This is a genomic window from Streptacidiphilus melanogenes (assembly GCF_000787835.1).
GTDB lineage: Bacteria > Actinomycetota > Actinomycetes > Streptomycetales > Streptomycetaceae > Streptacidiphilus > Streptacidiphilus melanogenes.
Map to the genome: position 1 here is coordinate 139,628 of NZ_BBPP01000012.1, position 26,583 is coordinate 166,210.

General features: G+C 70.7%; 21 protein-coding genes and 1 pseudogene. 14 read left to right on the top strand and 8 right to left on the bottom strand.

The window, feature by feature from the left end; genetic code table 11:
• Positions 1–39 precede the first annotated feature (39 nt).
• Both TR49_RS16210 and TR49_RS16215 read left to right on the top strand, forming a co-directional pair.
• Complete coding sequence (locus TR49_RS16210) at positions 40–840, top strand: DUF6193 family natural product biosynthesis protein (RefSeq protein WP_152627298.1); 801 nt, start codon at positions 40–42, stop codon at positions 838–840.
• A 118-nt stretch (positions 841–958) separates the two neighbouring features.
• Positions 959–1,378: an ASCH domain-containing protein gene (locus TR49_RS16215; protein ID WP_042382391.1), complete on the top strand. Its 420-nt coding sequence runs from the start codon at positions 959–961 to the stop codon at positions 1,376–1,378.
• Positions 1,379–1,669: 291 nt separating this feature from the next.
• On the opposite strand, the gene TR49_RS16220 is transcribed toward TR49_RS16215, so the two are convergent.
• A complete protein-coding gene (locus TR49_RS16220) occupies positions 1,670–2,209 on the bottom strand; it encodes a GNAT family N-acetyltransferase (RefSeq protein WP_042382298.1) in 540 nt (179 codons plus the stop codon).
• Between the two features lie 287 nt (positions 2,210–2,496).
• On the opposite strand from TR49_RS16220, the pseudogene TR49_RS16225 reads away from it, so the two are divergent.
• The 3 genes and pseudogenes from TR49_RS16225 to TR49_RS16235 all read left to right on the top strand — a co-directional run.
• Positions 2,497–2,754: pseudogene (locus tag TR49_RS16225) on the top strand (transposase); the annotation flags it as partial.
• Positions 2,755–3,327: 573 nt separating this feature from the next.
• Positions 3,328–4,404, top strand: a complete 1,077-nt coding sequence (locus TR49_RS16230) for a hypothetical protein (protein WP_042382303.1) — start codon at positions 3,328–3,330, stop codon at positions 4,402–4,404.
• A gap of 32 nt (positions 4,405–4,436) precedes the next feature.
• Positions 4,437–5,960: a hypothetical protein gene (locus TR49_RS16235; protein WP_042382305.1), complete on the top strand. Its 1,524-nt coding sequence runs from the start codon at positions 4,437–4,439 to the stop codon at positions 5,958–5,960.
• Between the two features lie 329 nt (positions 5,961–6,289).
• Here the strand turns inward: TR49_RS16235 and TR49_RS16240 are convergent, their stop codons facing one another.
• Together TR49_RS16240 and TR49_RS16245 are read right to left on the bottom strand one after the other, a co-directional pair.
• Complete coding sequence (locus TR49_RS16240; RefSeq protein ID WP_052434350.1) at positions 6,290–6,631, bottom strand: hypothetical protein; 342 nt, start codon at positions 6,629–6,631, stop codon at positions 6,290–6,292.
• 150 nt (positions 6,632–6,781) lie between these two features.
• Entirely contained in the window at positions 6,782–9,112 is a 2,331-nt protein-coding gene (locus tag TR49_RS16245) for a M4 family metallopeptidase (protein WP_052434351.1), read from the bottom strand.
• 488 nt (positions 9,113–9,600) lie between these two features.
• On the opposite strand from TR49_RS16245, the gene TR49_RS16250 reads away from it, so the two are divergent.
• The 8 genes from TR49_RS16250 to TR49_RS16285 all read left to right on the top strand — a co-directional run bounded on the left by TR49_RS16250 (position 9,601) and on the right by TR49_RS16285 (position 18,409).
• Positions 9,601–10,755 carry a damage-control phosphatase ARMT1 family protein gene (locus tag TR49_RS16250; RefSeq protein WP_042382308.1) on the top strand — a complete coding sequence of 385 codons (1,155 nt, stop codon included), beginning with the start codon at positions 9,601–9,603 and terminating at the stop codon, positions 10,753–10,755.
• Positions 10,756–11,477: 722 nt separating this feature from the next.
• Positions 11,478–12,338 (top strand): alpha/beta fold hydrolase, encoded by an 861-nt coding sequence (locus TR49_RS16255; protein ID WP_236653393.1) that lies wholly within the window; start codon positions 11,478–11,480, stop codon positions 12,336–12,338.
• 545 nt (positions 12,339–12,883) lie between these two features.
• Entirely contained in the window at positions 12,884–13,546 is a 663-nt protein-coding gene (locus tag TR49_RS16260) for a deoxynucleoside kinase (RefSeq protein WP_042382311.1), read from the top strand.
• A gap of 254 nt (positions 13,547–13,800) precedes the next feature.
• Positions 13,801–14,379: a TetR/AcrR family transcriptional regulator gene (locus TR49_RS16265; RefSeq protein ID WP_084724944.1), complete on the top strand. Its 579-nt coding sequence runs from the start codon at positions 13,801–13,803 to the stop codon at positions 14,377–14,379.
• 86 nt (positions 14,380–14,465) lie between these two features.
• Positions 14,466–15,686, top strand: a complete 1,221-nt coding sequence (locus TR49_RS16270; protein WP_042382315.1) for an MFS transporter — start codon at positions 14,466–14,468, stop codon at positions 15,684–15,686.
• A 135-nt stretch (positions 15,687–15,821) separates the two neighbouring features.
• Positions 15,822–16,772: an MBL fold metallo-hydrolase gene (locus tag TR49_RS16275; protein WP_042382317.1), complete on the top strand. Its 951-nt coding sequence runs from the start codon at positions 15,822–15,824 to the stop codon at positions 16,770–16,772.
• Positions 16,773–16,815: 43 nt separating this feature from the next.
• The gene (locus tag TR49_RS16280) at positions 16,816–17,031 is read left to right on the top strand and encodes a hypothetical protein (RefSeq protein ID WP_042382321.1); all 216 of its coding nucleotides are present in this window, start codon (positions 16,816–16,818) and stop codon (positions 17,029–17,031) included.
• A complete protein-coding gene (locus TR49_RS16285; protein WP_042382323.1) occupies positions 17,018–18,409 on the top strand; it encodes an amidase in 1,392 nt (463 codons plus the stop codon). The genes TR49_RS16280 and TR49_RS16285 overlap by 14 nt, the downstream gene beginning before the upstream one ends.
• Before the next feature lie 273 nt (positions 18,410–18,682).
• On the opposite strand, the gene TR49_RS16290 is transcribed toward TR49_RS16285, so the two are convergent.
• Entirely contained in the window at positions 18,683–19,153 is a 471-nt protein-coding gene (locus tag TR49_RS16290; protein ID WP_042382398.1) for a PPOX class F420-dependent oxidoreductase, read from the bottom strand.
• A 407-nt stretch (positions 19,154–19,560) separates the two neighbouring features.
• Here TR49_RS16290 and TR49_RS42830 point away from each other — a divergent pair, with 407 nt between their 5' ends.
• A complete protein-coding gene (locus TR49_RS42830; protein WP_152627299.1) occupies positions 19,561–19,809 on the top strand; it encodes a hypothetical protein in 249 nt (82 codons plus the stop codon).
• A gap of 359 nt (positions 19,810–20,168) precedes the next feature.
• Here the strand turns inward: TR49_RS42830 and TR49_RS16295 are convergent, their stop codons facing one another.
• The 4 genes from TR49_RS16295 to TR49_RS40040 all read right to left on the bottom strand — a co-directional run.
• A complete protein-coding gene (locus TR49_RS16295) occupies positions 20,169–21,068 on the bottom strand; it encodes an aminoglycoside phosphotransferase family protein (protein WP_042382324.1) in 900 nt (299 codons plus the stop codon).
• Between the two features lie 631 nt (positions 21,069–21,699).
• Positions 21,700–22,209 carry a hypothetical protein gene (locus TR49_RS16300; RefSeq protein WP_042382326.1) on the bottom strand — a complete coding sequence of 170 codons (510 nt, stop codon included), beginning with the start codon at positions 22,207–22,209 and terminating at the stop codon, positions 21,700–21,702.
• 1,161 nt (positions 22,210–23,370) lie between these two features.
• Positions 23,371–24,024 carry a G1 family glutamic endopeptidase gene (locus TR49_RS16305; RefSeq protein WP_052434352.1) on the bottom strand — a complete coding sequence of 218 codons (654 nt, stop codon included), beginning with the start codon at positions 24,022–24,024 and terminating at the stop codon, positions 23,371–23,373.
• A gap of 1,245 nt (positions 24,025–25,269) precedes the next feature.
• Positions 25,270–26,583 (bottom strand): Ig-like domain repeat protein (locus TR49_RS40040; protein WP_236653386.1); only part of this gene is annotated, 1,314 nt, incomplete at its 5' end.

Consider the following 26,583-nt stretch of genomic DNA (forward strand, 5'->3'; position numbering starts at 1 on the left):
GTCAGCCGGGTGGCAGGCTGTTCTGGCAGAGTCGACCGTATGTCCGAGCAGCTTCCAGGTGTGGCCAGAGTCGCCAATCCCTTTCACGAGCACGGGTCGCTTGCGGATGTGCCGCCGACCGATCCCGCGCATCCCTTGCACGCGTACGCCACCCTCTATCCCGAGGTGGTCAGGGCAGGCTCGCTGCAGAACGCCCTCCAGTTGGTGATCGATCGTTCGGGACTTGGGCTCACGGTCGAGCTGACGTCCTCGCCGGGCTGGCGCTACGTGGCCGCGAAGGTGGAAGTCGACGGCCGCTCGGCGACTGTCCTGATGGCCAGTAACGGGCGCAACTTCTCCGTCGACTGCTGGGCCCAGGGCGTGCACATGGCCTCGGGCAGCTCGCAGGCCCTGTCCGAGGTGGCCGGCGCGATGCACTCGTGGCACCAGGGGTCGAAGGTGCGCGAACTCGCCTCGCAGTGGGCTTTCCTGAGGACATGGGAGCTGGCCGAGGCCCATGAGCGCGGCGAGGCCGTACCGGCACGGTGGGAGATGATGCGCCGGGTCGCCGCCGGGCACGCCGAGCGCCGCCGGGACACCGAGTGGCGGGACCTCGTCGAGGCTGCCTTCGAACAGCCGCAGCTCCGGGTCCTGTCTCCCGGGAAGGCCATGTACTGGTTCACCCTCAGCCGCCGGGCCGCGCCACCCATTTGCGTCGACCTTCCGAGGACCAGGCCGCTGGGCAACGGCCGCTTCGAGGTGACGTTCGCCGACGGCAAGGTGCAAGAGGTGGACGGTGCAGCGGCGGCTGCGGCGGTGATCGCGGACGGCCTTCCCGCCGACGCGGTCCCGCTTCCCTAGCCGTGTCGTCGGGCGACGCCCGGGTCGTCGGCGCCCGGTCTTGTCCGGGGCAGCCCCGGCGCGAGGCGCCGTGGAAATGCGCGAGCAGCGCGACCTGCCGTCTCAGTACCCTGCGGGCATGAAACTCGACGGACTTTCCCTCATGGAGTTCGGCTTCCCCGGTCCGCTGCGGGACCGGCTCGTCGCCGCGGCTCTGTCCGGCGCCAAGACCTCCACCTCCGGGCTGGTGCTGGAATACGACAGGGAGGGTGAGCCGTTGCCGAGGGTCGGCGAGCGGCTTGCCGTGGTCGACTCAGGAGAGCGGCGGGTCGCGGTGATCGAGCTGACCGAGGTCCGCACGGTCCGACTCGCCGACGTCGACCTGCAGCACGCCCTCGACGAGGGCGAGGGGTACGACTCCGTGGCCGGATGGCGGACCGCGCACGAAGAGTTCTGGCACAGCGCCGAGATGCGTGCGGAACTGGGCGACCCGGACTTCGTGGTCGATGACGACACCCTGGTGCTGGCCCAGCGCTTCCGACTGGTCCACACGGTCTGAGCCTCGCGCTTTCACGAGGGGAGGTGCTGATGGGGGATCAGGATGCGAGATGCCACTCCTGACTTCTTGTTCTGCTTCCTACGCGGGCTCGGGCGACCAGCTGCGGGGTTCACCTTTCAGGTGAAGTCTTGACGCGCCGCGCGCTGGCCGGGCTGATGGCTCGTCCGGCTGGTAGACCACGGATCGCACCGGGTCGGGTGACCCACGCGGATTCGGGCAGCGGGGCGAGCTCGTGGCTGAGAGCTTCTGTCTCTGCCGCGAATTCGTCCAACACTGCAGCAAGATCCAGGATTACCGGGTGGTCGAAGTCCATACGCCGAACCACTGCTCGGCGCCGTACTGCTCGAACCGCTCTACCTCGGTGAACCCCAGCTTTGCCGCGACGCGCAAGGATCCCTCGTTCGCCGTCTGCGTGGTGAGCACGACCGGCTCACCGGGAAGTGTCTTGGCGAACCAGGCGAGTGCCGCCGCGGACGCTTCGGCGGCGTACCCGAATCCCCAGGACTCCGGCAGGAACAGGTAGCCCAGCTCGGCCTCCCCGCCCTCCGGCAGGACGCGACCGAGGCGGTCCGGGTCGCGCCGATCCAGCGTGATCATGCCGATCATCGTGCCGTCGAGCTCGACTACGAAGAATCCCGGGCGCCGCCCAGGTATCTCAGGCACCGCCTGTTCGAGTTGCTCGCGCGGTTGGGAGCCACCGATGTATGTGCCCACTTCCGGCGAGGCGTACAGCTCGATCACGGCAGCTCGATCCCGGGCCTCGGACTCGCGGAGCACGAGTCGCTCGGTCTTGATGGGGGCAGGGGGCCACGGGACGGGTCCAAGTTTCATGGCAGGCAAACTATCCCAGTCCCGCCAGGCAGGAGCCCCGAACAAGTGACATGTCCGTACGCATCCGGCGGCCGGAGTTGCCCACCGAGGAGCCGTCAGGACGCGGCAATGGCGGTGGACGCCGGCTCGGCCTGGGGAAGTCCCGCATGCGGCGCAGCGGGGAGAAGAAGAGGATCCAGCCAGCGGCTCAGATTCCGATGAAGGACACCCACAGCGCGGGCCGTACCCCGATCAGCGTGCCCAGCAGCCCACCGAGAATTCCGCCGATCGGCATCGTGCCCCAGACAACCCCCACCCAGAACCGGATCTGGCTGGAGATCGTCCAGCTCGCCCTGGACCTGCTCGCCTCGATGCCCATGCTCGCCCTCACGGGCGAAACCCGCAGGTGGGAACCCAAGCGCCTGCGGCTGCGGCTGTTCTCCGCTGCCGGCCAGCTCGTCACGACCGGCCGTCGTCGCTGGCTCTGCCTGGCCCGTCGTTGGCCCTGGACCCAGATCATCACCGCCGCCTTCGGTCGGCTGCAGACCCTCCCGAATCCCGGCTGACCAGCGAGACCAATCCGCACCGACGAGCCCTCGCACGACCGGAGCAGTGGAACCCGGCGCCCACCCGACGCGACAGCCGGGTCGCCGACATGCCCGCCATCAGCCCGAAAGACCGAAACGGCCCTCCAGGCGAACCGACGGACCGTCACGAAGGATCGAGGCTGAGGACGGCCGGCTCGTTGCAAGGGGGGCGGAAGAGCCCGACCAGTTCGGCCCGGACAGCGGACGACATCCGGCCTCCCGCGACGGAAGCGGCGCCCCGAACTTGGCGCTGCCCCGGCGGAGCCACTTCGACGACTCCCGTCACCGCCGACCCCTCGTCCAGCGCAGCCTGACTCGTGCCGCGCTGCTCTCGGCCTTTGCTCTGCCGTTGCGTTCTGGCAGTTCCTTCTCTCTCCGGCGATGGGGTGGATGCACGCCGAAGGCTGCGCCGAAGTCTGCTGATTCGCGCAAGACCGGCCCCGTGCACGCTTCTAACGTGGCATCGAATTCGCAGCGAGCAAGGGGTCCCGTGTGACTGTTGAGCCTGAGAATGTGGAACGCCTGGGGAATTGGCTCGTCGACGGCAGTTCCGTGCGCTCTGGGAACACGGGGGCCGACATCCTCGTGGAGAAGCTGGCCCAGCTGATCTTCGAGGGTGAACGGGACTGGCCGGCCCGAAGCGACCGGTTCGACGCCTACCGCGACCGCCTGACCGAGCGGTTCGTGGACGACTCGGCCCGGGAGCGCCAGTTCGTGGAGCTGACCGGTCCGGACGCGGACCCTGGGGTCTTCATCGACTGGTTCCTGCCGGTGGTCCTCGCATGGGAGGAAGACGGCAGTGCCGAGAGTGGGCAGCCGGCCTGGGACGAGGCCCGCGCGGTGTTCTACCGCACAGGCCCCGGTGGGGCTTTCGAGTTCGCCGAGGCCAAGACCCGCGGTCAGCAGGGGACCGGCTGCAGCGGTTCGTGGCTCAGCCATCAGGAGCTGATCGAACTCGGCGAGGACCCGGCGACCCGGGCCCACGGCTGGGACGGCGCCCGGGCCATGTTCCACCGTACGGGTTCTGGTGGCGCTTTCGAGTTCGCCGAGGCCAAGACCCGCGGTCAGCAGGGGACCGGCTGCAGCGGTTCGTGGCTCAGCCATCAGGAGCTGATCGAACTCGGCGAGGACCCGGCGACCCGGGCCCACGGCTGGGACGGCGCCCGGGCGATGTTCTACCGAACCGGTCCTGGTGGCGCTTTCGAGTTCGCCGAGGCCAACACTCGAGGCCAACGCACCAGCGGCTGCACCGCCACCTGGCTGACGGATGAGCAGGCCCGAGAACGGGCACTCGCCGCCGATGAGGTGACAGAGACACAGGATGGGCCCATCGACCCGCTCACCACGTCCCAGTCGGTGTACGACAAGGTCATGGGCGCGATAGCCGGGGAGGGACCCGCGTCCGGCACCACTGAGCAGGAGCGCACCGAACTGTGGAACGTGGCGTGGGCCAAGGTTCACGAGGCTGCTGCCGACTGCGGACCGGACCAGCAGGAGCAGGTCGCGGAAGCGGCGGTACAAGCCTGCCTTGAGCACGTGGAGCAGGAAACCCAAGTCCGCGACCAGTTGGTCACGGAGCTTCAGGCCTTCGCCGAACTACTGGCCGGCGACACCCCCGCCGAGAACTAAACCGCTCAGCCACGAGAAGGGAAAGACGCCTCATGTGGGGATTCCTCGCCTACGAGCGAGCCTGCGATGCCGTCCACGCGCTTGCCGACGTGCGGCGCCGATTCGACGCGCACCAGATTTCGGCGGAACAGGCCCTGGTCGAGGTGAGCGGGATCACCACCCGAATGCGACCCGATCTCGACCTCCTGTCCATGGAACGCCGCGCACCGATCGACGATGCGCTTCGGGTCCTGAACAATGTTCTTACAAGGGCCGCGTCCTCCGCATGGACCGGGCGATGCACGGGCTGTGAGCGCCGTTTCGGCACGAATCTGCACCAGTACGTCGAGTGCACACGCTGTCGCGCCCAGTACCTGAACGGCCATCAGCCCGAGCGCTGCGCCTGCCGATCCCTGACCTGGAGCGCGGTCATCAACCCGACCGGACTCGGTGTGCCCGCCACCATGGCCGAGGGGGTGGCGCGGATCGATTTCAGCGCCGACGACGACCCGTCGAGCGACGGTTCCGACGGGGAGCAGGAGGACGCTTCGAGCTCGCCGAACTCCGAGCCGCTGCACGAGGCCGCTTCGAGCTCGTCCGCGGCCGGCGCCGGGGACTGCGCGTTCTGCGGTGACGCCATGCTCTTCAGCCAAGTGGCGGAACTGGCTGTCGTGGCGTGTCCCAACGGGAACGAGGAGCCCCATACGCTGACCCACGCGGGCTGTATTCCACCAACGGGTTGCTGGGACTGCGACAGCGCAAACCGTACCAGCGCCGGGACCTGCGAATCCTGCGCGGACACCATGCTCTTCAACCAGACGCGGAAGCTGGCTGTCGTGAGGTGTCCCAACGGGAGCGAAGCGCCACATCTGTTCACCCATATGGAGTGCATTTCGGCCAGTGGTGACTGCAGGTACTGCGGACTCCAAAACCTCGCCGACCCGCACTACATCGTCCGGGATGCCGTGACCGTGCCGACCGTGCTCGCCGTAGCCACCGGCCCGGCGTCTGCCTGGACGCCGGTGCGTGCAGCCCGCTGGTCGGACGCCTTCATGCAGAGGCAGGAAAGGATGCTGTGCTACGCCACGGCGGCATCGGCTGTGTACCAGGCGTTCAACGACCCGAGGAGCCCCCGGGAGTGTGCGCACGAATTCGCCGTCACCCCCGGCGCGGCCAGTTATTTTCCTATCTACCGCGAGGCATTCCAGCAGACCGCCTCCACCCTCCCTCCGTCCACTCCCGTTGCCACCATCCAGGCCCGCACCTTCCAGGGCGCGAACGGCCGGGCGGCGGAGAACGAGTTGGTCGGCAACACCGGGGAGCCGATTCTCACCCCACTCGGACGTCCCGTGGCAAGGCGCACCAGCATGCCGTTCCAGGACCTGCAGAACGCGATCGGCCAAGACCAGTTGATCATGGTCGCAAACTCGGTCCACTGGGTTGTGGTCTTCGGCTACGAGACGGACGGCACCGGCGGCACGAGGGTGAACTTCTTCGACCCCCTCACGGGTGGAGGCCACCGCGAGGAATACGACGAATTCGTAGCCGACAAAGACGAGTTCCTGGTTGTCGGCTGACTTCCTCCGCGTACGGGCACGCCCAGCCCGCGCCGCGGCGGGCTGGGCGACGACCGCCGCCGATCCCGGACTGCCGGTCGTCCGGGTGAGGTGGACCGGCACGGCGAACGACCGCACCGCGGTCCGGTTCGCGGTGTCGGCCTCGCGGGCGAATGAGGACCGATCCATCGTCCCGCCGGGATACCGCAGCCCGCTGATCGACCGTTGCCGACCCGCTCGCTTCCTCTGCGGTCACCCGCTGCGGTCACGAAGCCGCTGACAGCGCTGGGTTACCAACGAGTTTCGTGCCGGCCGTCAGGAGATGACCCGATTCGGGAAGCCCTCCCGCCTCATGGGACGGCCTGGCCTCGTTCGTCGGGCCAGCCCGGTCGCCACCTCGCCACATGCTCGTCGAAGTCGTCGGTCACGAACTGCGGATCAACGGCCTTGAGGCGGACCTGCTGGCGCTCGTCCGCCCACCACAACTCGAACTCGGTGATCGTCCCCACGGTCGGCCAGCGGTCGGCTGTCTCCGGCAAGAGGCGGCAGTCCACGAAGCCGCCGACGGGGAGGCCGATGTCGACGAAGACGCCGATTGCGCCCGGGTTCGGGACAAGGGTCACCTTCCCCTGGAAGCGCTGGCCGAAGCGAAGGTCCCTGCGGATGCGGTCCCATTCCTCAGCGGTCGGCATGTCCGCATTCTCCCACGAGGCCGCTCATTCTCGCGGCTGCGCCGAGCAGCGGGACTGGCACGCGCCCGCAAAACCGGCCTTGCCACGACGGCGCAGGACGTCGGGCAGGGCGGCACCCGCTGCGGGTGCCGCCCTGTTGGGTTCAGCCGGTCAGCTCGCGTTCAGCGCCGTGTCGTCGATGACGAAGGAGGTCTGCAGCGAGGAGTCCTCGGTGCCGGTGAACTTGAGGGTCACCGTCTGGCCGGCGTAGGCGGACAGGTCGAGGCTCCGCAGCTGGTAGCCGGTGGCCTTGTTGAGGTTGGAGTAGGTGGCCAGGGTGGTCGATTCGGCCTGGACGGTCAGCTTGTCGTAGGCCGTCGTCGTGGTGGTCTCGGCCGTGTCGACGTGCAGGTAGAAGGTGAGGGTCGCAGAGCAGCCCGCCGGGATGGTGACCTGCTGCGACAGGGTGTCGGTGTGGGTGGTGCCGTAGCCGTCGAGCCAGGCCTTCCAGGAGCCGGAGTGGGCGGGCTCACCGCTGGAGTTGTCGACGACGCCGGAGCTCGCGGTCCAGGGGGAGGCGCTGCCGGTCTCGAAGCCGGGGTTGCCGAGCAGCTGACCGCCGGTGCAGCCGCCACCGCCGCCGGTGGAGCTGACCGTCAGTGAGAAGGAGGCGGTGTGGGTCGCCGAACTGCCGGTGCCGGTCACGGTGACGTTGAACGTTCCCGTGGGCGTCGAGGAGGCGGTGCTGACGGACAGCTGGGAGGTGCCACCGGCCGTCACCGACGCGGGGCTGAAGGTCGCGGTGGCGCCGGCGGGCAGGCCTGAGGCGGACAGGGCTACCGACTGGGCGGATCCGCTGGTGAGGGTGGTCGCCACGGTGGCCTTCACGGTGGCGCCGGGGGTGACCGTGCCCGACGTCGGGGAGACGGCGAGGGAGAAGTCGTTCGTGCCGGTGGTGCAGGTCGGGTCGCCGGACTGGGCGGGGACGCTGACCGCGTTCCAGGCGGCCTTGACCGTGTTGAACTCGGCGCAGGAGGGGTCGAGGTTCTTGGCGGCCTGCAGCGTCCAGGTGCGGTAGGTCAGGTAGGAGCTGGAGGAGTTCTTCATCAGCTGCGCGTTGTAGACGATCTTGAGGGCGTTCTGGATGCCGATGCCGCTGACGGTGGAGCCGTTGCAGGTCGGGCTGGTCGGCCCGCCGGTGGGGTTGCTGCCCTGGGAGAGCAGGTAGAACCAGTGGTTGCCGGGGCCGGCGGCGGTGTGGACCTCGTCGCCGGGGATGCTGCTGGAGTAGCAGTTCGGATCGCTGTTGATCAGGGAGGGGTTGTACATGTTGCGGATCGGGCCGGTGCCCTCCAGGTTGACCTGGTTGCCGACCAGGAAGTCCGGGACCGCGTACGGCGCCGGCTCGTTCAGGAAGGCCTCGGTCGAGGCGCCGTAGACGTCGCCGATCCACTCCTGGGTGCCGTTGCCGGAGATGCCGCCGGGGGTGTGGTCGTCGATGCCGTGGCCCATCTCGTGGGCGATGACGTCGATCGCGCCGATCCACTGCCCTGCGCTGTTGTGCCCGACCTCGACCTCGGTGCCGTCGTAGTAGGCGTTGACGTCCTGCAGACCCACCCGGATGGGCCACGCCCCGCCGTTGCCGTCCATGCCGTTGCGGCCCAGCCACTGCGACAGCATCCGGAACTCGCCCTGCGCGCCGTACAGGGCGTCCACGCAGCCGGTCTCCTTGCTGGTGGCGTCGCCGTTGCCCCAGCTGTCGGTCGATTTGGTGAACGTCGTGTTGGTCGCGGCGTCCTGGCAGGGCATGTTGGTGATGCCGGGGGAGTTCATCGAGTAGCTGCTACCGGAGCCGGTGGTGCCGATGGTCAGCGGTTCCGGCCCGTTCCACGCGCCGGTGGCGCTGCCGTGCATCACGTGTTCCTGGGTGTGCAGCACTGCGCCGGTGTGTGCGTCGACGTCCACGCTCAGCCTGCTGTATCCGTCCGGGCCGGTGCCGTCCACCGTGGTCTCCCACGCGAGCGCCGCGGGCCCGGCGCCCAGTGCGTAGACCACCAGCCGGGTGCCCTCGACCTTGGCCACCGACCTCAGGCGGGCGGAGGCGACGGACGCGGCCTTGGAGCTGCTCAGCGTCGGGGTGATCGAGAGTCTGCCGATCGGGTGCTGCTGGGCGACCGAGTGCGCCAGCACCTGGCCTGCGCTGTTGGTGACCACGACGAAGTCGCCGCCGACGACCGGAACGCCTGCGTAGGTGCGGTCGTAGGGCACGTACTGCGTGCCACTGGACGAGATGACCGCGTGCTGGACGAACTGGTCGTCGGCGCCCGCCTGGAGGAACGCCGGGCGACCGGCGACGAGCGCCTGCGCGCTCGCGGCGGCCAGCGCCCGGGCGTCGGGGGACGGCGGCGGCACGGCTTTGGCCGCGGGGGCGGCGGCGAGGCCGCCGATCAGCGCTGCCGCGGCTATCGCCGCCGCGGTGGTGCGGCGTCGGGACTTGCTCATGGTGATCCGGTTCCTCTCAGGATGCCATGGACATGACATGCAGCACCGCGCGTACCTGCAACATGCTTGGCAGGATGGGAAGTTGCAACCACGCGGCATGGTGTTCGCTCTCGTCAAAGAGAAGCAGGACCCTGACAGCGCGTCAATGACATACTCACAACAAACTCATAGGTTGGCGTCCCGCTCGAGCTTCCCGCCAACGCGCTGAACTGACCGAGAGGGCGCTCAGGCTGGCGCAAGGGTTGGGCCACGAGGCGTTCGCCCAGGGGTCTCCCGCGGCTGGTCGCTGATCGGGTCTGCGTTCGAGCGAAGGTCAGGCGTGCGCCGCCTGCTCGCGGGCGGTCTTCCGCTGCCGGGCCGTTGTTCCGGCTGGCCTCAACGGTGTTCAGGCTGGTGATCACTAGGGTGAAGACGTCGGCCCCGGCGCCAGCGTCGGCGTGGTCGCCTCGGCCCTCGGCCTGAACCCGCTCCGAGAGGGACAACCACTCATGACCCAGCAGGCTCCGGTGATCATTTCGAGTGCTTCGCCGTTCGCCGCGGATGTGTTCCGCACGCGGCACCCTGCGCTGATCGACCGGCTCATCCGGGCCTGGCCCTTCGCCCCAGCGCAGTTGGAGGCGCTGGCCGAGCTCGTGAAGGAAAACCTCGGCGGCGTGATCCGGCCTCTTCCGGACCACGCCCTTGGCGCCCATGACTGGCGCGAGTGGGGGAGCGGCTTCTACGGCCGTCCGTGGGCGGAGGTGCCGTTCCTGTGGGCCGAGTCGTTCTTCTACCGACGTCTCCTCGAAGCGGTCGGATACTTCGAGCCCAGCAGCCCGTGGCGGGGCGTCGACCTGTTTGCGCCGTTCAAGCAGGCCGAACTCGCCGGTGGGACGGTCGCGGCGGAAATCGCCGCGCTCGACGACATCGCCGACGCGGGCGAAGACGAACGCGGGCAGGCGCTGCTGCTGTCGAGCCTGTGGGGCAACCGCGCCGACCTGGCGCTTCAGATCACCGCGGGTGCGCAGATCGAGGCCTCCGGCTTGGTGGCCGACGACAGCCAGCACCTGTGGGAGCTCCTCGGCTCCCAGCCGGGAGGCAACGTGGCCCTGGTCGCGGACAACGCCGGCAGCGAGATGGTCGCGGACCTCGTCCTTGTCGACCACCTGCTCGCCCGCGGCTTGGCCGACCAGGTGGTGCTGCACGTCAAGCCGGCGCCGTACTACGTCTCCGACGCCCTGCTCGCGGACGTCGCGGACTGCCTGCGGCGGCTCTGGAGCGGTGAGGGCGCGGCGCGTGCTGTCGCGGAGCGGCTTCGCGAGGCTGCGGCGGTCGGCCGGCTTCGGATGCGCACCGACGCGTTCTGGTGCGCACCGTTCGACTTCACCGCCATGCCGGAGGCGCTGCGGGAGGATCTCGCCGCGGCCAAGGTGACGATCCTGAAGGGCGACCTCAACTACCGTCGCCTGGTCGGCGACCGCTGGTGGGACCCGACGACGTCTTTCAGCGAGGTGACGCGCTACTTCCCGGGCCGGGTCGCGGCGCTGCGGACGCTGAAGTCGGACGTGATCGTGGGATTGGAACCGCGAGCCCTGGACACCCTGGAGGCGTCTGGACGGGATTGGAGGACATCGGGTTCGCGAGGGTTGATCCAGGTACGTTGAGGCTCCGCCTGCTGCAGTCGGCCCGCCCGCGCTGTCAGGCCCGTGCCCGCAGGGGCTTTGCGCCGTGGGAGCCGCTGTGGCGAGGAAGCGCCGGGTATCGCGTGGACCGCGCCACGCACCGGGGCCGCGACGATGTCCGGCGTCGAGGCGGCGGGTGTGCCGCCCCGGTGCAGGAACGCCAGGCCGCGGACGAGCGTCCCGACGGCCGTCGAAAGCGCCTCCGCAAGGGTGCCGGGGAAGACGCCGTGGACGAGGCAACGCACGTACGCCGCGATCGCGGCGCCCCGCTCCGCTCTGGCGGGGTCGTAAGGGCTTCCGTGCCGGTTCAGGCTCGGTCTGGTGTGTTGCAGCCGAGCTCCGCGAGGATCCCAGGGGCCTCGAAGAACTGCCCGATCCCCAGTCCCGCCCCGAGGTCCGGTCGGTCGGGCGCGAGGCCGTGAGCGTGATGGCAGGTGTGGAGGTCCGTGACTGCGTCGTGGCCGGGTCAGGCGAGTCGGGCGGGGAACCCGCCGATGGCGACCGGGGCCCAGCGGTCGGGTGTGACGCGCACGCGTGCCTTGCCTTGACTGACCGTGGCTTCGCGGTACTGCGCCCAGTCGGGGCGCTCCTCGTCGAGGTTCTGCGCTGAAACGCAGTCATGCGCAGCCGCGCACCCATGAGTCAGGTCAACGAAGTCTCAGCCGGATTCTCGGAGCGCCGGTAGGTTCTCTGCGGTGACCTTGATGAAGATGCACGGCCTCGCGCCGATGACGGACGGGGCGCGGATTCGCTGGGCCGTGCTGGGTGACACGGCTCGGAGACCACCCGTGGTCATGCTCCATGGCGGCCCGGGTCTGCCGGACTACCTGGGCGACGTCGCCCCCATGATCGCGGATCTCGCACCCGTGTACCGCTACGACCAGCGGGGGACACGTGGATCCCCATGGCAGGGCCGCCATACCTTCTCCCGGCATGTGGACGATCTGGCCGAGCTGCTCGACCACTGGGGCGCCGCCAAGGCCGTGCTGATCGGGCACTCGTACGGCGCTGATCTGGCCAGCCGGTTCTGCCTGGCCCACTCCGATCGGGTAGCCGCCATGCTGCTGATGTGCGGACCGTTCGTCGGTGGCTGGCGCACGCAGGACCAGGCGGAACGCCACCGCCGCATGTCCGCAGCCCAACGGGAGCGCCTCCGCGTCCTGGAGCAGATGCCGGAACGCACCCAGGATGAAGAAGTCGAGCTGCTCACGCTGTCGTGGTTCACCGACCACGCCGAGCCCGAGCGGGGCTGGCACTGGGCCGAGCAGGGCGCTCGGCAGCGCCGCCCCGTCAACTGGGCCATGAACAGCGAACTCGGCAAGGAAAGGCATGCGGACCCACTCGATGAACACCTGGACGAGCTCCGCGCATGCCTACCGGCTCAAGTGGAGCTCCTCGGCGGAGCCTGCGACCCCCGCCCCCTGTCGGCACTGGTATCGCTTGCGCTCCGCCTGGGGGCGCCGCTGAGGCGGATCGACAACGCAGGACACGAGCCCTGGCTGGAGCAGCCCGACGCCGTGCGCGAGCACCTTCGCCGTTTCGTGCAGGGCACGGTTGTCCCGTAGGACTTCAGCGGCCATCCGACGTGGAGCGTCGCAGGTAGCAGATGAGGGCTGCGGCGATGCCGGCGAAGGTGCGCGGACGTGCTCAGCCCTGCGCTCGTGGCGACGGTAGGTCTCTGGCCTCCGGCCAACCACGCCACCGTACGCTCAACGGTTCGCCCGTAGCGACCCAGGTGCTGGGAGGACCATGGCCACCGCGACCGCTCGCCATCCACCTCGGTCATGAGGTCTCGGGCGCCAGACGGTGACGATCCCCGCCGACGCCCCGACCACGGCCCCGGCTCCATGACCGGCTCCCGGGCGCCTCCGCCCGTCGCAGGGCCCGTCGCCGACCTGAGGCGCGTCGTCATCTATGCTTCCCGATGGCCGTGGGGTGGTCGTGCGGCGCGGTACGCGTTGACGCAGAGTGCTCGCTCGACGGGCTCGGTCCCAGGTCACGGTGATCCTGAGTGGAGCCCGGGACTCCGTCGGCTGTCGGCATGCGTCGCGGCGGATTCTGTTCAGCCCACGCGTCCGTGGACCAACACGCCCTCAGGGAGAAGCGAGGTATGACGGTGATCTGCGTCGGAGGCATGATCGGGATCGGCAAGACGAGCGTTGCCGAGGTCCTCGCCAAGGCGCTGGGCAGCGAAGTCTTCTACGAGAGCGTGGAGGACAATCCGATCCTCCCGCTGTTCTACAAGGCGAGCCCCGAGGAGATCCAGGCCAAGCGCTATCCCTTCTTGCTGCAACTCCACTTCCTGCGGACGCGGTTCGCCTCGATCAAGGAGGCCTACCAGAAGGACGACAACGTCCTCGACCGCTCCATCTACGAGGACTGGTACTTCGCCAAGGTCAACCACGAGCTGGGTCGGATCAGCTCCCTCGAGATGCGCGTCTACGAGGGGCTGCTCGAGGAGATGATGCGCGAGATCGAGGGCCTGCCGTACCGCAAGGCTCCTGATCTCATGGTCTATCTCAAGGCGGACTTCGAGACGGTACTGCACCGCATCGGACTTCGGGGCCGTGAGTTCGAACAGGACGAGAGCCTGGTCGAGTACTACCGGACCCTGTGGTCGGGCTACGACGACTGGGTGCACAAGCACTACTCGGCCAGCGAGGTCCTGGTCGTGGACATGAACCACACGGATGTGGTGAACAGCCCCGAGGACGCGGCCCGTGTCGCGCAACAGGTCAAGGACGCCCTGGCCGCCGCCAGGCTGCGCGCCTGAGTCGGGCCGGGCCCCTGCGGGCACGACGGTGTCCGGATCGTCTGCGCGCGTCGGCCGGTTGCGGCCGTGACGACTGGTGCCGGAACCGGCGGCGAGGTCCTGCCGGACGGGGTCCCGCCAGGGAATCCGTCGCGGGTCGCGGTCAGGAAGTCCGGCGCCGGAGCCGGGTGGCGTGGTGCTCCTTGTGGACACCGGCCACGTTGGCCGGGGTTGTGGTCGGGCTCGATGCAACTTTTTCGCATTAGGCTGGGTGTATGAGTGCTCGAGCGACCACGCGGCCCGGCGGGCGTAGTGCGCGTGTGCAGGAGTCCGTTCACCAGGCGGTGCGTGATCTGGAGGCGGAGGTGGGGCGGGATGCGCTGACGGTGCCGTTGATCGCGGCCCGTGCGGGGGTGACGCCGTCCACCGTCTACCGCCGTTGGGGGGACCTGCGGGAGTTGCTGTCCGACGTGGCCGTCGAGCGGTTGCGTCCCGACGGTGCGCCGGCCGATCACGGCGGGCTGCGGGCGGATCTGGAGGCGTGGGCGGTGCAGTTCGCGGAGGAGATGTCCTCGGCGGCGGGCCGCACGTACGTCCGCGACGCCCTGCTGGGCGACCCCGAGCAGGGCAATGCGGTTCGCTGCTCCGATTACGCCGCCGAGCAGTTGAAGGCCATCGGGGTGCGTGCGGCCGGGCGGGGGGAGGCCGTGCCTGATGTGGAGACCCTGCTGGACGTCGTCGTGGCCCCGCTGATGTACCGCATCCTGTTCCGCCCTTCGGATCTGTCGGCGGCCTATACCGACGGTCTCGTGGCGGCTGCGCTCGGCCGGGGTTCGGCCCCCTCTCACACCTAAAAGCTAATCGTTTGCGTTTTGAGTGCCGTGGGGCCTAGTCTCTCCTCTAACGCAAAGAGTTTGCTTTTAGGTGTGAGAGGTGCTCCGTGCTCAGCGTCGTGGCCCCGCCGTCCCTTTCCCGTCGCCTGCCCCGGCTGGCCCGCCGCAGTGCTTTCCCGCTCCATGTCTCCGTCCTGGTCGGTCTGTTGGCCGCCTCGAGCGCGCCGACCCCGCTGTACGCCCTCTACCAGAGCGCATGGCACTTCTCGGCGATGACGGTCACGGTCGTGTTCAGCGCCTACGCGCTGGCCCTGCTCGGCGCGCTGCTGACCGCGGGCTCCCTCTCGGAGCACCTGGGCCGGCGTCCGGTCCTGGCCGGTTCGCTGCTCGCGGAGGCCGCCGCGATGGCGGTCTTCGCCGCCGCCCAGGGCGTGACGGCGCTGATCGCCGCGCGGATCCTGCAGGGCGTGGCCGCCGGGGTGGCCACCGGCGCCGCCGGGGCCGCCCTGCTCGACTTCGAGAACCCCGACCGCCCGGGACGGGCGACGCTCGCCAACGGTGTCGCCCCCGTCGCCGGCATGGCGACCGGCGTGCTGGCCGCCACCGCCCTGGTGCAGTACGCGCCGGCACCCACCCGCACCGTCTACCTCCTGCTGCTCGTACTGTTCACCGCGCAGGCGGCCGCGGTGCTCCTCGCCAGCGAGACGGCGCATCCCCACCCCGGCGCGTGGCGCTCCCTGCGTCCCGGCATCGCTGTCGCGCCGGCTTCCCGCCCTGCCATGCGGCTGCTCGCCCCGGGCGTTGTCGCCGCCTGGGCGCTGGGTGGCTTCTACTCCTCCCTCGGTCCGTCGCTCGCCCGGCTCATCGCCCCGCACACGTCCCGCGCCACCGGCGGCCTGGTCTTCTTCACCCTGACAGCGGCGGCCGGCCTCGCGGTCCACGCCGCACGGCCACTGCCCGCCCGCACCGCGAGCTCGGTCGGAACGGCGCTCCTGGTCCCAGGGGCCCTGCTGACCCTGAGCGGGGCCCAGTTGCACAGCCTGCTCGCGCTGTTCGCGGGCACCGCCCTGGCCGGCACCGGCTTCGGCGCCTCCACCCAGGGAGCCCTGCGCCTGCTGCTGCCCCCGGCCGCCCCGGACGAACGCGCGGGCACGCTCGCCGCCTACTACGTCCTCAGCTACCTGGCCATGAGCGTCCCCGCCGTCCTGGCGGGCCTGCTGACGAACCTGTACGGCCTGCAGACCGCCGTCGTGCTGTACACCGTGACGGTCGTCGCGCTGACCGTGATCGGGCTCGCCCGCGCCGTGCGCCGACCCACCACCGGCTGACCGGTTCCCGCCTCTCCCGCCTCTCCCGTACCGGCCCTGCCGCCTCTCCCTTACCGGCCCTGCCGCCTCTTCCGTACAGGCTCCCTCCTGTACCGGTGCTTCCGCGCCGGTGCGCCCATCCGAAAGGACCCACCGATGAGCAACTCCGCCACGCCCCGTCAGGCCGCTTTCCCGACCAGCGAGGGATGGACCCTCGGCGACATCACCGTACGCCGCGTCGACGAGGTCGAACTGCCGCGCCAGACCGGACCGTGGCTGCTGCCGCACGCCACCAAGGAGGTCCTGGACGAGGCGCGTTGGCTGCGACCCGACTTCGCCGACGCCGAGGTCCCGCGCCTGGCGAGCCACAGCTTCGCGGTGGAGGCGGGCGGGCTGCGGATCGTCGTGGACACCGGCATCGGCAACGACAAGCCACGCGCCAACCCGGCCTGGAACGGTCTCGACACCGACGTCCCGGCGCGCCTGGCCGCGGCCGGATTCCCGCCCGAGTCCGTGGACCTGGTGATCACCACGCACCTGCACACCGACCACGTCGGCTGGAACACCCGCCTGGTCGGCGAGGACTGGGTCCCCACCTTCCCAGGAGCCCGCTACCTCACCAGCCGCACCGAGTGGGACCACTGGGCCGCCACCGAGCTGGACGAGGCCCGTGCCCAGATGTTCCGCGACTCCGTCCACCCCGTCCGCGACGCCGGACAGTACGACCTGGTGGACGTGCCCGAGCACGGTCACGAAGTGGCGCCGGGCGTCGTCCTGGTCCCGGCCCCGGGCCACACGCCGGGGCAGGTCGCCGTGGAACTGCGCGGCAGCGGCCGCCGGGCGCTGATCACCGGCGACAGTATCCACCACCCGGTGCAGCTGTCCCACCCGCACGTGCACAGCTGCGTCGACATCGACCCGGCCCAGGCCGTCCGCACCCGCGCCCGGCTGCTCGACACGGTGGCGGACACCGGCGCGCTGCTGCTGGGCACCCACTTCCCGCGGCCCACGGCCGGCACCGTCCTGCGCGAGGACGGCCGTTACCGGCTGCTGGCCGAGCCGGGCGTCGCCCTCCCGGCCACCACCCTCCCGGCCACCGCCGTCTGACCACACCTGCGACGCACCCGCCCGCCTGACAGGGAGAACACCCGTGTCCGCCTTCGGACTCACACCACCGCTGGCCGCCCGCCTGGCCGCCCGCGCCGGACTCGTGCTGCCCACCGAACGCCATGCCGCGGTCGCCGCGGTCGCCGACCACATCCACGGCGTCGTCGCCGTCCTGCGCGAGCTCGACTTCGCAGGCGTCCCGCCCGCCGCCGCCTACCGTGCCGTAGAGGAGAAGGAGACGCACGATGCGGCCCTGTGAGATGTCCCTCGCCGCCGCCGCGGACGCGATACGCACCCGGCGACTGTCGCCCGTCGAACTGGTCGACTCCGTCCTCCAGCGCATCGAGGAGGCGGAGCCTCACCTCGGCGCCTACGTCACGGTCGTTGCCGAGCAGGCCCGCCGGGCGGCGGGCGAGGCCGAACACGACGTGGCGCACGGCCGCTACCGGGGACCGCTGCACGGCATCCCGATGGCGCTCAAGGACCTGATCGACGTCGGCCGGATGGCCACCACGGCCAGCTCCCGGGTCCGCGCCGGCCATCGCGCGGCAGCGGACAGCACGGTCGCCGCGCGACTGACCGCGGCCGGCGCGGTCCTGCTCGGCAAGACCCACACCCACGAATTCGCCTTCGGTCTGACCACTCCGCAGACCCGCAACGCCGTCGACGCCGGCCGGGTCGCCGGCGGCTCCAGCGGCGGCTCCGCGGTCGCCGTCGCGTCGGGCACCGCGACCTTCGCCCTGGGCACCGACACCGGTGGATCGATCCGGGTGCCCGCCGCACTCAACGGGGTCGTCGGCCTCAAACCGACCTACGGCCTCGTCCCCCGTCACGGCGTCACCTCCCTGTCCTGGTCACTGGACCACGTCGGCCCCATCACCCGCAAGGTCGAGGACGCGGGCCTGGTGCTGACCGCACTGGCCGGACACGATCCCCGCGACCCCGCGTCGCTGCCGGTGCCCGCCGTCGACTACCGGCCCGGCGCCGCGACCGACCTTTCGGGGCTGCGCGTCGGCGTCCCGCGCAGCTACTACTTCGACCACGTTCACCCGCAGGTGGAGGCCGCCGTGCGGCACGCCGTCGCGCAGCTGGAATCCCTGGGCGCCCGGCTCGTCGACGTCGACATCCCGATGACCCGCTACATCCAGGCCACCCAGTGGGGCCTGATGGTGCCGGAGGCCGGCGCCTACCACGAAGGCAGCCTGCGCACGGTCCCCGAGCTGTACCAGGAGGACGTCCGCATCCTGCTGGAGGCGAGCGAGTTGATGAGCGCCGGCGACTACCTGCGCGCCCAGCGCTCCCGCACGCTCATGCGAGCCGAGTGGGCGCGGATGCTGGAGGAGGTCGACGTGATCGCCGCCCCGAGCGTCCCGATGCCCGCGGCCGTGGTCGGACAGGAGACGGTCACCTGGCCCGACGGCACGGTCGAGAGCGTCTCCGACGCCTACGTGCGCCTGTGCGCCCCCGCCAACATCACCGGACTGCCCGCCTTGACCGTCCCGGTCGGCCACGACACGGCGGGTCTGCCCATCGGGATGCAGCTGCTCGGTCGGCCCCTCGGCGAACCCACGCTCCTGCGCGTCGGCCACGCCTACGAGCAGACGCAGCCCGCACGGGCGCTCGCCAGGACCGCCTGATCCTCCGCCGCCGCCTGGCCGACCCGCCCCGTGCGACACTCGCGGTTCGGTTCACGACGTGGCTCCGGTCCGACCCGGCCGAGTCACGCGCTCCCACAGCGAGGGCGGGACCGGTGGGTGAGCGTCTTGGATCCCGCGGAACCGGACGACGATGGGCCATTCCAGGGGTTCCGGGTCGCCGGCGAGCCAGAAGAAGTGGTCTTCCGGTCGATCGGGCGCGAGGCCGTGAGCGTGATGGCAGGCCCGGAGGTCCGTGACCGCGTCGTGGCCGGGTCAGGCGAGTCGGGCGGGGAACCCGCCGGTGGCGATCGGGCCCCAGCGGTCGGGTGTGACGCGCACGAGTGCCTTGCCTTGAGTGACCATGGCTTCGCGGTACTGCGCCCAGTCGGGGTGCTCGCCGGAGATGTTGCGGAAGTACTCGACGAAGGCGTCGAGCGCGGACGGCCCGTCGGCTGCTTCGAGTACGTCGGCGTGGCCGTCGACCTGCACCCATGCGCCGTCCCAGTCGTCGGAGAGCACCAGGACGCTGACCTCGGGGCGCAGACGGGCGTTGCGGGTCTTGGCGCGCTCGGGGTAGCTGGAGATGACGATCCGGCCCGAGTCGTCTACCCCGCCGGTCACGGGGGACGCCTGCGGCGTCCCGTCGGAACGCCGGGTGATCAGGACCATGCGGTGACGTGGACGGATGAATTCCAGCAGTTCCTCACGCTCGACCTTGGTGTTGGATGCGACCTTGCGCGCCATCAGTTCCTGCTCCTCTCGGCGGCCTTCGGCCACCCTATGCCTCTCCTGGCTGCAGTCACCGGGAGGCGTCCGGCGCCTTCACCCAGTGGTACGCCGTCGACATCCCGCCGGGTGACGAAAGGTTCCCTGCCGGGAGCACTCGTGGGGGATGGCTGCCTGGACGGCTGCGGCGCGTGTCGGGGCCGGCCGGGTCGGTCACGAGTCCGGCAGAATCAGATCTGACCGCACGGCGGCGTTCGGTTCCGCGACGATAGCGGCGTTGATCCGCCTGGTCGGCGAAGGCCGCGGGAACGCGGCGTCGCTGCAGGCGGGCGGGTGCCAGGGCTGTTGCATCAGTCCAGACGGCGCTCCGCACGCCTTGCTCGCCGTGGGCAACCGGACCGGGCGCGGCCTGGTCCTCGCCGCCCATGACCAGCGGCGCTGGTGTGGAGATGGTCGGCCTCGCCGCAGCCGCGGGCTACTTCCCGCCTCGCCCTGCATTGATCCACTCGAAGGTCATGCGGCCGATCAACAGCCCGATCGGGGCCTCAGCCCACGGCGCCGGAATTCCGACCAACCACAACACCACTGTGAAGGCCACAGCGACGCCAACGGTCACGACCCACTTCAACCCACGCGTCGATCTCGGCACGACGGGCAGCGTACGGGATCACTGATCGGCCTGGACAGTCGTCAGAAGCCAGCACCGGGTTGCCAAAAGGCCCGCAAGGGTGCGCCCGGGCGCGCGGAGGGGTCGAACCGCATGACCGTACCGACGCGGTGACCGGCCAACGGCTCGTCCGCACCGCCCAGCACAGCAATGCCTGGCTCCCCGCCTGTGGTGGTGCCCCTATCGCGTCGGCGTGAGCGACAGCTGGGACAGCCGCAGGATCCCGGCCGGCCTCCATCGCGCAAAGCCCAAGGCGACTGGTGTTTCCCAGGTGTGGTCACCGCCTTCGGCCGGTCGGTCCCGAAGGCGCTTCATCGCTAGCACTGTCCCAGGACCGCTGGTGACCGTCAGCGCCCTGGCCGCCGGTCAAAGGCCCTTCAGGACACGTTGAAGGGCCGACCGGCCTGCGGGCCCCCAGTTCGGCTTGCCGCCGGGCAGTGAGCGGTCCCCGTTCTGGCCCATCAGCATCAAGAACAGGCTCTTCATCGCGGCCAGCCCGCGCGCCCGTCGCAGCATCGCCTCGTCCGCCTGGGCGTAGGTGTCGAAGAACCGTGACGCGCCTCCCGCGGGGAGCAGCAGCCAGGCGGCGGCGAGGTCCCACGCCGGGTCGCCGGCGAAGACGTCGCCGAAGTCGACGACGCCCGCCAGTGTGCCGTCGGCGACCACCACGTTCGCGGGATGCAGGTCGCCGTGGACCCACACCCGCGGGCCCTGCCACTGCGCAGCCGCGACCGCGTCGTTCCACACGGCCCGGATGTCGTGCTCGGCGAAGCCGCCGAGGTCCACGGCCTGCAGGAAGTACTCGAAGCCGTCCGTGCACTCCTTGGGGTGGCCGCCGCGGTCCGAGGCGTTCGGTGCTTCGGCGGGCGCCTCCACGTGCAGCGCTGTGAGGAAGGCGGCGAGGAGGTCGGCCGCGTGGTCGCCGCGGGTGATCGAGGCGTGGTCCAGGGGTGTGCCCTCGACCCAGGTCATGACGGTCCAGATCTTTGGGAAGCGCTCGGAGGGTGCACCGTTTCGCACCGGGGTCGGGATCGGCAGCGGCAGGCGTGGGGCCAGTACCGGCAGCCAGCGCCGCTCCTTGAGCTGCAGATCGGGGCCGTTGTCCATGCGCTGCATCCGGACGGCCAACTCGTCGCCGAGGCGCCACATCTGGTTGCCCCAGCCGCCCGGCACCTCGCGGATGGGCAGCTCGGCTAGGTCCGGATGCTGATCGCGCAGCAGGTCGCGGACCAGATCTTCGTGGATCTCGATCTCGGATTCGATCATGGTAGGTCACCGTACTTCGTTGTCGGCGTCGTCGCCGACCTGGAGGCGCGGGGCCGGTAGCCACCGTTCGGTCCAGCACGTTCGCCGCGTCGTGGTCGACATGGTCGGCGAGGATGCGGGCGGGCCGTGGAACGCGCCGTCGGCGTGCGGGTCGGCCTGCATCGCGGCCCATGCCTGGTGGACTGCGTCAAGGAGTGTCTTCCTCGCCCGCGCTGTCCCTCCCTGGGGTGCACACGATCGGGGCCCGCTCGCTGCCGCGCGCAGGTGCGCTGGGGCGGCGACGGTCGCCGTCGGCGACTCGGGCGGGGCGGCGGCCTCGCCCTGGCGCGTCGGGTGGACGAGCACGCGGACGTGGTCAGGACGGCGGCCGGGTCGACAGCAGTACGGTGTGTCGGCATAGCCGCAGATCATGTCACCTGGGGCGGACGGCTTGTCAGGGGATTGCGCCGGAACGGGATGGTGGCGGTCAGCACGGCGTGGCCGCCGTCGTGCGTGTTCAGGCGGGCCTGTCTGGAAGCGGGCAGTCGATCGGTTCGGACGGCTGCTACAGCCGGCCGCTGCTACGGCCGGCCGTAGCAGCGGCCGGCTCCCGGGAGCGTTGACGCGGCTCGGTTGCCGATGGCGTCGGGGTTCAAGCGGGAATCGCGGGACCCTGGTCGACGAGCGTCACCGGGATCCCTCCTGTCAGTTGTTCGAGGTGCTGTCTGAAGGCTTGCGAAGCGGTGCCGGCGGCGTTCGTGTCGACCTCGATGCCGGATGCGTCCGGGGTCCCGGCCACGGCGTTGACGGGGAAGCCCATAGCGCCCTTCGGCATCATCGGCGCGAGCCGCTGCGCTGCGGCGCTCAATCGGGCGGCGCTGTAGCGGGAGAGGTACAGATCGAGGCGGTTGAGGCCGACTCGGGGGTCGATTCGCTTGGCTTCGGCGGCCAGTCTGTGACCGGCGGCCAGGTCGGTGACGCAGAGTGCGACATGCCCGACGGGGAAGTCGGTGACCTGGCTGCCGTAGACGTCGGCGAAGGCCGCCTGTCGGCCCGCGGTGCCGATCGCCTGTGAGAGCTCCTCCGCTTCGGGCGTGTTCGCGGGCGTTGCGTTGTCGGACGTCGGGGCACCCGGTTCATCCACTGCGCGGGCGTTGGGCATGATCCGCCCGGTGTCGCGGCGGCACCTTGCGGCGTTGGGTTCACGCTCGTTGTGGGGGCGGGTGGCGGCGTGAGGCCGCCGTTGCTCACGACCACTGGGGTGCCGCCCGCGGGATGCTGCGCTCCGCACCCGGTGACGAGGAGGCCCAGCGCCAGGCAGCAACCGGCCACGCCGAGGCCCTTCGTGGGGCTTTCCTTACGCATTTCCAGCCGCTCCGCTCCGTGGTGGTGTGCCGGTGGGACGTGTGCCACCGTCTTGTGGTTCCGGCGGGCTGGTCCGGGCCGGTTTCCGCGTGGGCCGTGCGGCCGGCCGCCTGCGCGGCGGCTTCGGACCGGGCGGCTTCGGACCGGGCGGCTTTGAATGGGACGAGATCGGATTCGAGGTCCGCTGACTCCTCGGGTCCTGCGCCAGGCGTGCCCCGGGGGCGGCCGTTTCACTGCGCGTGCCCGGGGTCGCCGTGCCAGGTCGTGTGCTGTGCGGGGCTGGTGTGTTTCTGTTGCTCGGGTGGGGGGCGGGCGGATCCGGCCCGGGCCTCTCTGGAGTGCTCGCACGGGCCGGGCGTTGTTGCCGGCTGCCATCCCCAGGCGGGTCGGGCCGTCGAGCTGCGTGGTGTCATGCGGATTGAGCGCGCCGTGTGTCTCGAACTCCCGGTACCCCGCCGCCGTCCCACCCGGGCTGGCCGTGAGGGCGGCGCCGGTGTCGGTGCCTCTGGCCGCGTGGCCTGTCTGATGCTGCCTTGCCGCGCCCGCCCCGGGCAGGCCCGCCCTCCCGCGCAGCTGCGGCGTCGGGCGCTGTGGCGGGCCGGTGCCCGGCACGGTCACGGGAGTACGGGTGCCCTCGATCGGTCGGGCCGCGCGCAGGCCGTCCCACCCGTCGTCCCGCGCGTCCGTGCCCGCGGGGCTGGGCTTCCGCCTGCCGATGTCGCGCTTTGGGTGGTGCCGTGCGGGCCGAGCGCCGGCTTTGCTGTCGCCCGCAGCGTCTCTCGCGGTTTTGTTGCGTCGCGTCATGGGGTGGTGTCACAGCGGGGTGTGACGCGGGGTCGTGTGACGGGCCCGGTCTGTGCGGATGCCCTCGAGGGGTGGGTCTGGGCTCGGTGGGTGGGACACCCTGGGGTGCCGCGGCCCGGGGTGTCTGCCGGGCCTCCGCGTGCCCGTCGGCCGGTCAGTGTTGCTGCCACGCCACCGAGAAGTCCGTGCCACCGGTCAGGGCGGAGGGGGTGGCCTTCGCGGTCCCGTCGGGACGCGTCATGGTCAGGGCCTGCGGGTTGGAGGCGCCGATCGGCTGACCGTTGACCTGTGCACCGGTGAACGACGCCGTCGTGAAGTCGGTCAGCGGCAGTACCCCGAGCGGACCGGTCGGGGCTTCGGCGATGACCTCGGCCGACGCCAGCTTCGCGGTAGGGGAGGTCTCATTGACGGTATGGGTCCAGCCCTGCGTGGCGTCGGTGATTGTGAGGGCGAACTGGCCGCTGCCGAGGCTGGTGACCGAGGCGGTGAACTGATCACCGGGCTGCACCGGGTCCGAGTAGGTGACAGGAGCATTCGGATACATCTCGTACCAGGAGTAGTAGACCGGGACGCCCCCGGAGCAGTCGGCCTCGCTGCCGGTCTGCTCGGTGGTGTCGCTGCCGTCGCCGTCCAGTCCCACCCAGAAGGACGACCAGGTGTCCTCGCCCGTGCACGTCGCGGTCGGCTGAGTCCAGCTGGCGCTGACGCTGGTGAACTTCTGGCCTGTAGCGGTGTACCCCGCCCAGTTGGAGGAAGTGCCCGGGGCGTTGGCGAGCGTGACCGGAAGATGGACCGGGCGCGGGTGCACGGGTCCTGGGGCAGCGACCGCGGGGGTGGCCGCGGCAAGGAGCGCGAGTGCGGCAGCACACACGGCGGCGGACGAGGAAACTCGGGACATGACCTCTCACTTTCTCCGTGACCAGGGATGCAGCGGGAATCATCACCGACGACGCGGTTGACCGCGCGCAGACAGGCAGGCCGCCACTCGCGCGGGTGGCGGAGGTTCGTCCGTTTGCGGCGAGTCGGGCTCGGCCGCGACGCTCATCGCGGCGGGAAGCCCCTCACGGAGGTGCTCAAGGGGGTTTGGGGCGCCCGCCCGGGCGCGTATGTCCCGCAGTTGGAGGTTCGCGGCCGGCGGCGCAGTTCGCGGCCACCTTGGGGATCATCTACCTGTTCCTGGACCTGGCGCAGCTGCGGGTGCGCCAGTTCCGCAGCGTGCGGCTGGGAACCACGACGTTCTTGGTGGTGTTGCTGATCTCGCTCGCTTGGTCGGCGGCTTTGCTCCGAGTGATATTGCGATGTGTGGTCCGGGTCCGGGAACGAACGTGGCGGCGCCAGCCAGTCCATGCGCTACGCCGACGCCTTCTGCCTCGTCAAGCGCCGTTGGTTCTGGTTCGTCCCCGACCCGAGCACTCCGTCTGCGCTGAGGACGGCCGAAAGCGGTCCCGAGCGTCATCGGCGCTCTGGCCTCGGTCTGAGGCTCTGGCTGCGGGCCGACGCCGTCGGCCCCGCTCGCGGCCGGGGCCCCACAACGGGCGGTTGGGCCGGGAGGCGAGCGGAAGCCGTCCGGGGCGACGGCAACGGTGGGCTGTTGCCGCAACCGCTCCGCTGCCGCTGGTCGCCGTGCGCCTTGTTTCGGGGCTGTCGGGAGCCCGCCGGGCGTGTTCCGGTTTTGGGTACGGCCGTGGTGGGCCGGGCAGTTGATCGGTGTGGTGGGCGATCCCAGGCCGCGCGGGGGGAACGTGTTGGGGGCATATGCCACTCGTGTGAGTGATTGTCCGGGGGTGGGGTGGTCAGTAGTTGGAGGGGGTGAGGATCGAAGCGACGCGTGCGAGTTGTGAGTCTCATCCGCTGGTGGGGGTGCTGGTGGTGGATACGGTGTCCGGTTGTTGTGGGGTGGTGACGGGTCAGGTGGTGCATTGCTCGCGGTCGACGGGGCGTGTGGTGCGCAGGGTGGTGTTTTTGCGCACGGAGGGGGGTGGCGTGGGTCCCCAGCCGAGGGGGCGGCCGGGGCCCGGCGGAGTGTGCCTGTCGGTTGTGGGTGGGGTTGCGGTCAGTTGACGGTGACGGTGGTGGTTTCGGGGTTGCCGCCGTTGCCTCGGTATACCGAGTCGCCGCTGTAGACGGCTGTGATGGTGTGGGGGCCGGTGGTGCGGAACGCCGTGACGGTCCCGGCTGCTGCGCAGTTGCCGAGGGAGAGGAAAAGGCGTGCGGTGCCCAGGGGCGTCCCGGTCGTGGTGTCGGTGAAGGTGACGGTGCCGGTGGGCCTGGTCGTGGACCCCGCGGTGGGGCAGACCAGGTCGCTGAGCACGACCGGGAGACCGACCCGCGTGCGTGCGGGCATCGCGGTGAGGAAGGTGGTGACCGGCTTGCCCAGGACGGTGTAGGAGATGGTCACCCTTCCGTTGTTGTTCGCCGTCCCGATCGTCGAGGCAGCATAGGTCGTCCCGGTGCCGGTGGGGGTGGCGAAGCTGCTGCCTCCGCCGCCGCCACCACCGCCCGCGCGGCCGAAACCGGTGGTGCCAGGGTTGGCGGCGCCGCCCCCTCCGCCGCCGAAGTACCCGCCGCCGCCGCCACCGCCAGCGCCGGCGGCCACGCAGTTTCCGCCGGTGTTGTTGCCGCCGGTGCCGCCGGTCCCGACCGTCGTGCCGCTGAAGCTGGTTCCCGGGCCGCCTGCGGCTGGGCTGCAGCCCGCGGTCGCGGTGGCCGGCGTGCCGCCGGTGCCCACGGTCATGGCGGTGGTGCTGCCGCCTTGCCCGCCGGATCCCGGTGAGCCCCCGGCGTCGGCTCCTCCGGTGGTGCCTGCGGTGGCGTCCGGCGTGCCGCCGTTGCCCCCGTTCCCTCCCGTGGTCGTGCCGGCGAAGGGGGTGCCGCCGGCGGCACCGCCGCCGCCCGCGACGACGAGGAGGCCGGTGCCGCTGCTGACGCTGGACGCCCCGCCTCCGCCGGGGCCTCGGCGGAACTGGCCGGTGGGGTCGCTTGAGGTGCCGCCCGGGCCGCCCCCGTTGAATCCGGCGGCACCGCTCCCGTTGCAGCCGACGGTGCCGGTGCCACCGACGTTGACGGTGTAGGTCGTCGGGGCGGTGGTCACCGGCAGGGTGGTGGTGACCACCGCCCCCGTGCCCCCGGTCCCGGTGTATCCGCAGACGGTGCCGGTGTTGTCGGCCCCGCCTGCGCCGTCCGCGGTGATGGTGACGAGCGCGTTCGCGGGAACGTCGAAGGTCTGCGGGGCCCCGGTGTAGACGAAGGTGGTCGAAGGGTCGGTTCCTCGGACCCGCGCGGGGGCGGGAGCCGGCTTGGCTGCGGCCGGTGCGGCGGTCGCGGGCGTCAGTACGGTGCCGGACAACGCCACACACAGCCCCGCCAC

Excerpts from the sequence above, each read along its gene's own strand:
- TR49_RS16210 (WP_152627298.1), top strand. The coding sequence starts at position 40 with ATGTCCGAGCAGCTTCCAGGTGTGGCCAGAGTCGCCAATCCCTTTCAC.
- TR49_RS16215 (WP_042382391.1), top strand. The coding sequence starts at position 959 with ATGAAACTCGACGGACTTTCCCTCATGGAGTTCGGCTTCCCCGGTCCG.
- TR49_RS16220 (WP_042382298.1), bottom strand. The coding sequence starts at position 2,209 with ATGAAACTTGGACCCGTCCCGTGGCCCCCTGCCCCCATCAAGACCGAG.
- TR49_RS16235 (WP_042382305.1), top strand. The coding sequence starts at position 4,437 with ATGTGGGGATTCCTCGCCTACGAGCGAGCCTGCGATGCCGTCCACGCG.
- TR49_RS16240 (WP_052434350.1), bottom strand. The coding sequence starts at position 6,631 with ATGCCGACCGCTGAGGAATGGGACCGCATCCGCAGGGACCTTCGCTTC.
- TR49_RS16245 (WP_052434351.1), bottom strand. The coding sequence starts at position 9,112 with ATGAGCAAGTCCCGACGCCGCACCACCGCGGCGGCGATAGCCGCGGCA.
- TR49_RS16250 (WP_042382308.1), top strand. The coding sequence starts at position 9,601 with ATGACCCAGCAGGCTCCGGTGATCATTTCGAGTGCTTCGCCGTTCGCC.
- TR49_RS16255 (WP_236653393.1), top strand. The coding sequence starts at position 11,478 with ATGAAGATGCACGGCCTCGCGCCGATGACGGACGGGGCGCGGATTCGC.
- TR49_RS16260 (WP_042382311.1), top strand. The coding sequence starts at position 12,884 with ATGACGGTGATCTGCGTCGGAGGCATGATCGGGATCGGCAAGACGAGC.
- TR49_RS16265 (WP_084724944.1), top strand. The coding sequence starts at position 13,801 with ATGAGTGCTCGAGCGACCACGCGGCCCGGCGGGCGTAGTGCGCGTGTG.
- TR49_RS16275 (WP_042382317.1), top strand. The coding sequence starts at position 15,822 with ATGAGCAACTCCGCCACGCCCCGTCAGGCCGCTTTCCCGACCAGCGAG.
- TR49_RS16285 (WP_042382323.1), top strand. The coding sequence starts at position 17,018 with ATGCGGCCCTGTGAGATGTCCCTCGCCGCCGCCGCGGACGCGATACGC.
- TR49_RS16290 (WP_042382398.1), bottom strand. The coding sequence starts at position 19,153 with ATGGCGCGCAAGGTCGCATCCAACACCAAGGTCGAGCGTGAGGAACTG.
- TR49_RS42830 (WP_152627299.1), top strand. The coding sequence starts at position 19,561 with ATGACCAGCGGCGCTGGTGTGGAGATGGTCGGCCTCGCCGCAGCCGCG.
- TR49_RS16295 (WP_042382324.1), bottom strand. The coding sequence starts at position 21,068 with ATGATCGAATCCGAGATCGAGATCCACGAAGATCTGGTCCGCGACCTG.
- TR49_RS16300 (WP_042382326.1), bottom strand. The coding sequence starts at position 22,209 with ATGCCCAACGCCCGCGCAGTGGATGAACCGGGTGCCCCGACGTCCGAC.